This is a genomic window from Sphingomonas sp. (genome assembly GCF_026460985.1).
GTDB lineage: Bacteria > Pseudomonadota > Alphaproteobacteria > Sphingomonadales > Sphingomonadaceae > Sphingomonas.
Map to the genome: position 1 here is coordinate 1 of NZ_JAPKNM010000048.1, position 5059 is coordinate 5059.

General features: G+C 69.2%; 6 protein-coding genes. 2 read left to right on the forward strand and 4 right to left on the reverse strand.

Annotation, left to right across the window (positions count from 1 at the left end):
• Positions 1-60 precede the first annotated feature (60 nt).
• The 3 genes from nusB to hisG form a co-directional block, all read right to left on the reverse strand.
• A complete protein-coding gene (nusB, locus tag MT490_RS07530; RefSeq protein WP_297385694.1) occupies positions 61-522 on the reverse strand; it encodes a transcription antitermination factor NusB in 462 nt (153 codons plus the stop codon).
• Positions 523-630: 108 nt separating this feature from the next.
• Positions 631-1920, reverse strand: a complete 1290-nt coding sequence (gene hisD, locus MT490_RS07535; RefSeq protein ID WP_297385696.1) for a histidinol dehydrogenase — start codon at positions 1918-1920, stop codon at positions 631-633.
• Positions 1917-2567, reverse strand: coding sequence for an ATP phosphoribosyltransferase (gene hisG, locus MT490_RS07540; RefSeq protein ID WP_297385698.1), 651 nt, complete (start codon positions 2565-2567; stop codon positions 1917-1919). Before hisG ends, hisD begins: the two co-directional genes overlap by 4 nt.
• A 60-nt stretch (positions 2568-2627) precedes the next feature.
• Between hisG and MT490_RS07545 the strand changes: the two genes are divergently transcribed.
• Both MT490_RS07545 and MT490_RS07550 read left to right on the forward strand, forming a co-directional pair.
• Entirely contained in the window at positions 2628-3710 is a 1083-nt protein-coding gene (locus MT490_RS07545) for a DUF2332 domain-containing protein (RefSeq protein WP_297385699.1), read from the forward strand.
• A gap of 1 nt (position 3711) precedes the next feature.
• The gene (locus MT490_RS07550) at positions 3712-4089 is read left to right on the forward strand and encodes a DUF6157 family protein (RefSeq protein WP_297385700.1); all 378 of its coding nucleotides are present in this window, start codon (positions 3712-3714) and stop codon (positions 4087-4089) included.
• A gap of 7 nt (positions 4090-4096) precedes the next feature.
• Here the strand turns inward: MT490_RS07550 and MT490_RS07555 are convergent, their stop codons facing one another.
• Positions 4097-4999: an alpha/beta hydrolase gene (locus MT490_RS07555; RefSeq protein WP_297385702.1), complete on the reverse strand. Its 903-nt coding sequence runs from the start codon at positions 4997-4999 to the stop codon at positions 4097-4099.
• Positions 5000-5059: the final 60 nt, after the last annotated feature.

The following is a 5059-nucleotide window of genomic DNA, read 5'->3' on the forward strand; positions in this document are numbered from 1 at the left end:
CCCCCTCCACCACGCCACTGCGTGGCGCGGTCCCCCTCCCCGTTCCGGGGAGGAATATCATCAACCCCGCACTTCCTTCGCCACGGCGTCGAGAATCCCGTTGACGAACCCCTTCTCGCGCCGGTCGTAGAACGCGTCGGTCACGTCGAGATATTCGCTGATCACCGCGCCCACCGGCACGTCGGCGCGGGCGAGCAGCTCATAGGTGCCGGCGCGCAGGATCTGGCGCATCGGCTTGTCGAGCCGGTCGAGCGACCAGTCGGCGCTGAGCTTGGCGGAGATGATCCTGTCGATCTCCTCGCGCCGCGCATCGACGCCCTTCACCACGTCGTCGAAGAAGGTGACGTCGGCATCGGCATATTCGACGTCCTCGATCGTCGCGCCGAGCCGATGCTGGTGGAATTCGGTGAGCAGCACGGTCAGCTTCGTGCCCTCCATCTCCTGCTGGTACAGCGCCTGCACGGCGGCGAGCCGCGCGGCGGCGCGGGCCTTGGAACGGGTCTTGGCTTTGGGGCTGGGCATAACTCTAATCTTATCTCTCAACCCGTTCGTGCTGAGCTTGTCGCGCTGTTCTTCTCACTTGGTGCAAAGGAAGAACAGCCCTTCGACAAGCTCAGGGCGAACGGTGGGTTAGGTCTTCAATCGGATCGCGACCGATTTCGCATGCGCGGGCAGCCCTTCGGCATTGGCCAGCGCCACCGCGGCGGGCCCGATAGCAGCCAGCCCCGCTTCGTCCAAGGCCAGGAAGCTCGTCCGCTTCATGAAATCGAGCACCGACAGCCCCGAAGCGAAACGTGCGCGGCGGCCGGTCGGCAGCACATGGTTGGGGCCCGCGACATAGTCGCCGATCGCCTCGGGCGTGTGCCGGCCCAGGAACACCGAGCCCGCGTGCCGCACCTGCGCGAACAGCGCCTCGGCATCGTCGCAGGCAAGCTCGAGATGCTCGGGCGCCAGCCGGTCGCACAAGGGGACCGCCTCGGCGAGGCTCGGCACGACGACGATCGCCCCGTTCGCATCCCAGCTCGCCCGCGCCGTCCCGGCGGTCGCCAGCGTCTCGATCTGCGCGTCGACCGCGGCGGCGACTCGATCGGCGAAGCCGGCGTGGTCGGTGAACAGGATCGACTGGCTGGTGGGATCGTGCTCGGCCTGGCTGAGCAGGTCGGCGGCGATCCAATCTGGTTCGTTCTTGCCGTCCGCGATAACCACGATCTCGCTGGGGCCCGCGACCATGTCGATCCCGACCACGCCGTAGAGCTGGCGCTTGGCCTCGGCGACCCAGGCATTGCCCGGACCGGTGACCACGTCGATCGGCGCGATCCGATCCGTGCCGTACGCCAGCGCCGCCACCGCCTGCGCGCCGCCGACGCGCCACAGCTCATCGACGCCGGCGATATGCGCCGCGGCGAGCACGAGCGGGTTGACCTCGCCGTTCGGCGTCGGCGTCACCATCACCAGCCGGCGCACGCCCGCCGCCTTGGCGGGGATCGCGTTCATCAGCACCGAGGAGGGATAGGCCGCGCGCCCGCCGGGGACGTACACGCCCGCGGCATCGACCGCGCTCCAGCGCGCGCCCAGCCGGATGCCGTGGCCATCGACGCTCTCGCTGTCCTGCGGCACCTGCTTGATGTGATAGGCCGCGATCCGCTCCGCCGCGAGCTCGAGCGCGTCGCGCAGTTCGGGTGTCAACCCTTCCCAGGCGGCGAGGCAGTCGGCGCGGTCGATCTTCCAGCCGGTCTGGTCGAGATCGTGCTTGTCGAACAGCCGCGTCAGGTCCCTGAGCGCGGCATCGCCCTCGTCGCGCACGCGCTTGATGATGTGCGTGACGTTGCGCGCGACATCCTCGTCCGCCTCGCGGCGGGCGTTGACCAGCGCGGTGAACTTCGCGGCGAAGTCGGGGGTGGTGGCGTCGAGACGGATCACGCCACAGCCCTCCGGAACGCATCGACCAGCGGCACGACCTCGGTCGCACGCATCTTGAACGCCGCGCGGTTGACGATCAGCCGGCTCGTCACCTGCGCGATCACCTCGACCTCGACCAGCCCGTTCTCCTTCAGCGTCTTGCCCGAGGAGACCAGGTCGACGATCCGCGGCGCGAGGCCGAGCACCGGCGCCAGCTCCATCGCGCCGTTCAGCTTGACGCATTCGGCCTGCACCCCGCGCGCCTCGAAATGGGCGCGGGTGATGTGCGGGTACTTCGTCGCGATCCGCACATGGCTCCAGCCGCGCGGATCATCCTTCCTGGCCAGGTCGGCGGGCTCGGCGACCGAGATGCGGCAATGACCGATCCCCAGGTCGACCGGGGCGTAGAGCTCCGAATAGTCGAACTCGGCGAGCACGTCCGAACCGACGATGCCGAGCTGCGCCGCGCCGTGCGCGACGAAGGTCGCGACGTCGAACGCGCGCACGCGGATCAGGTCGATCGCGGGGCTGTTCGTCTTGAAGCGCAGCGCGCGGCTGCTCTCGTCGGCAAAGGCGGGCTCGGGCACGATGCCCACCGCCGCGAGCAGCGGCAGCGCCTCGTCGAGGATCCGGCCCTTGGGCACGGCAAGGATGAGCGGTTCTTGCATGGGTGCCGGGGCTTTACTTGGGGGGGCACCCGGGCGCAACACGCGCCTTGAGGGGGGATCATGGCCGACGAACAGACCAACCGCGACAGCTTCCGCATCCAGGCCGGCTATTGCGCGGCGATGGCGGCGCCGATCACCACGCGCATCGCCACTGCGCTCGGCCCCAGCCTAACCCGCGACAGCGAGACCGGCCGCCGCGTGCTCGACTGGCCGGGCGAACCGGTCGCCGACGCGCTGGTGCTCCGGCTGATCGGCGGGCTGCACGCGCTCCACCGCCGCGGCGTCCCCGAGATCGCGCCCGTCTTCACCGGCGCAGTCACCGACGAAGCCGAGGTCGCAGCGATCCTGCAGGACGTGTTCGTCGGGCACGATGCCGAGCTGCTGCCCTGGCTCGACGGCCCGCCCCAGACCAACGAGGCCGGGCGCTCGGCGGGGCTGATGACCGGCATCCTCCATCTCGCCCAGCGCTACGGCCCGAAATTCGAAGTACTGGAGATCGGCTCGAGCGCCGGGCTCAACCTGCTGATCGGCAAATATCGCTTCGACCTGGACGGAGTGAAGCTCGGCCCCACCGACTCTCCGGTCGAGATCAAGCCCGAATGGCGCGGTCCCCCGCCCCCGCACGCGCCGGTCGAGATCGTTCGGACAAGCGGCGTCGACATCCAGCCGCTCGACCTTTCGGGCGAACGCGACGCCGAACGGCTCCAGGCCTATTGCTGGGTCGAGAATGTCGAACGCCAGGCGCGGCTGGAGAAGACCATCGCGATGGTCCGCACCGAGGGCGTCGATTTGGAGCAGGGCGACGCCGCCGACTGGGTCGAGGCGCGCCTGGCCGAGCCGCAGGCGGAGGGCGTGACGCGGGTGCTGATGCACTCGGTCGTCTGGCAATATCTCCCCGACGCCAGCCAACGGCGGATCGCCGACGCGATGCTCGCCGCGGGCGAACGCGCCACGCCCGAGAGGCCGCTCGGCTGGGTGATGATGGAGCCCAATCGCGACCTCCACCGCCACGAGGTCCGCGTCCGCGGCTGGCCCGGCGAGACGCCGATGGAGCTGGTCGCCCTCACCCATGCGCACGGCGCCTGGGTCGAGGCACTCGCGCCGCCCTACGAAACGCGTCCCTATGTCATGCGAGCCTATTAGGATGCACACGACCAACTATCGCGACACGCTGATCACCGTCTCGGCCGACTGCCCGGTCTCGGTCGGCACGATCCCCGAGAAACCGGGCACGATCGCCACGGTCCAGCATGCGCTGCTGGCGCGGCCCTATGCGCTGACAAGCGACGACCTGCTCCACGAGACGCATCGCGCCCGCGGCGGGGAGAAGAGCCGGGAGGAGTTCTTCGCCAAGCCGCAGGCGTGCCTGCGCGCCTCGCCTTTGGTCAAGCAGTTCGGCTGGGGCCTGCATCACGATGGCGAGGGCCGGGTCGCCTTGGTCGACTCGCAGAGCGACGCCTATCGCCGGCTGTTCGATGATCCTTTGGTCAAGAAGACGCCGGGGATGCGCAGCAAGCGCTGATCCACCGTCATCCGGCGACCGGATGTGCCGCCAGCCAGTCGCGCATCGCCGCGGTCACCGCCTCGGGCTTCTCCCAGGGCACGAAATGGCCGCCATCCTCGACGGGAACGATCGTCAGGTCGGGAACGAGTTCGCCCAGGCCCTCCAGCTGCGCCGGCAGCAGCGCGAAGTCCTTCATGCCCCAGATCACCAGCGTCGGCTGGACGATCGGCGGGAACGGCGCGTCGAGCCAGGCCGGCCGCTCCGCCTCCTCGCCGGGCGCGGGCACGATGATGGCAGAGGCGCGGTACCAATTGAGCATCGCGGTCATCGCGCCGGGCTGGCCCCATTCGTCCAGATACGCGGCCTTGTCCTCGCCCGCGATCCCGCCGACCACGTGTTGCGCGAAGGTGGACGCGAAGAAGCGCTCGAGCCCCGCGCCGATCAGCCCCTGGTCGAGCGTCGTGTCGCGGAAGCGCGTGATATACTGGCTCGCCTCGCGCTGCGCGGGATCGTCGAACAGCGATTTCTGGAAAACCTTGGGATGCGGCGCGTTGACGATGATCAGCCGCTCGATCCGCTGCGGATTCTGCAGCGCCGCCATCCACGCGATCGCCCCACCCCAGTCATGCCCGACCAGCGTGAAGCGCCCGACGCCGAGATGATCGGCCAGCGCGAGCAGGTCGCCGACGGCCTTGCCGGGGCCGTAGCTCTCGACGCCCTCGGGCTTGGACGAATGCGCGAAGCCCCGCTGGTCGTGCGCGACGACATAGTGATCGCGCGCCAGCTCGGGGATCTGGTGCCGCCAGGTGCGATGCGATTCGGGGAAGCCATGGAGCAGGAAGATCGGCGGGTTCGCCGGATCGCCGGCGATGGCGACGTTCAGTTCGACGCCGGTGGGAAGGGATATGCGTTGGAGTTCGAGAGTCAAAGGCTTCCTCCTCTAAAGCCCCTCCCCTTCAGGGGAGGGGTTGGGGTGGGGCCTGTCCAC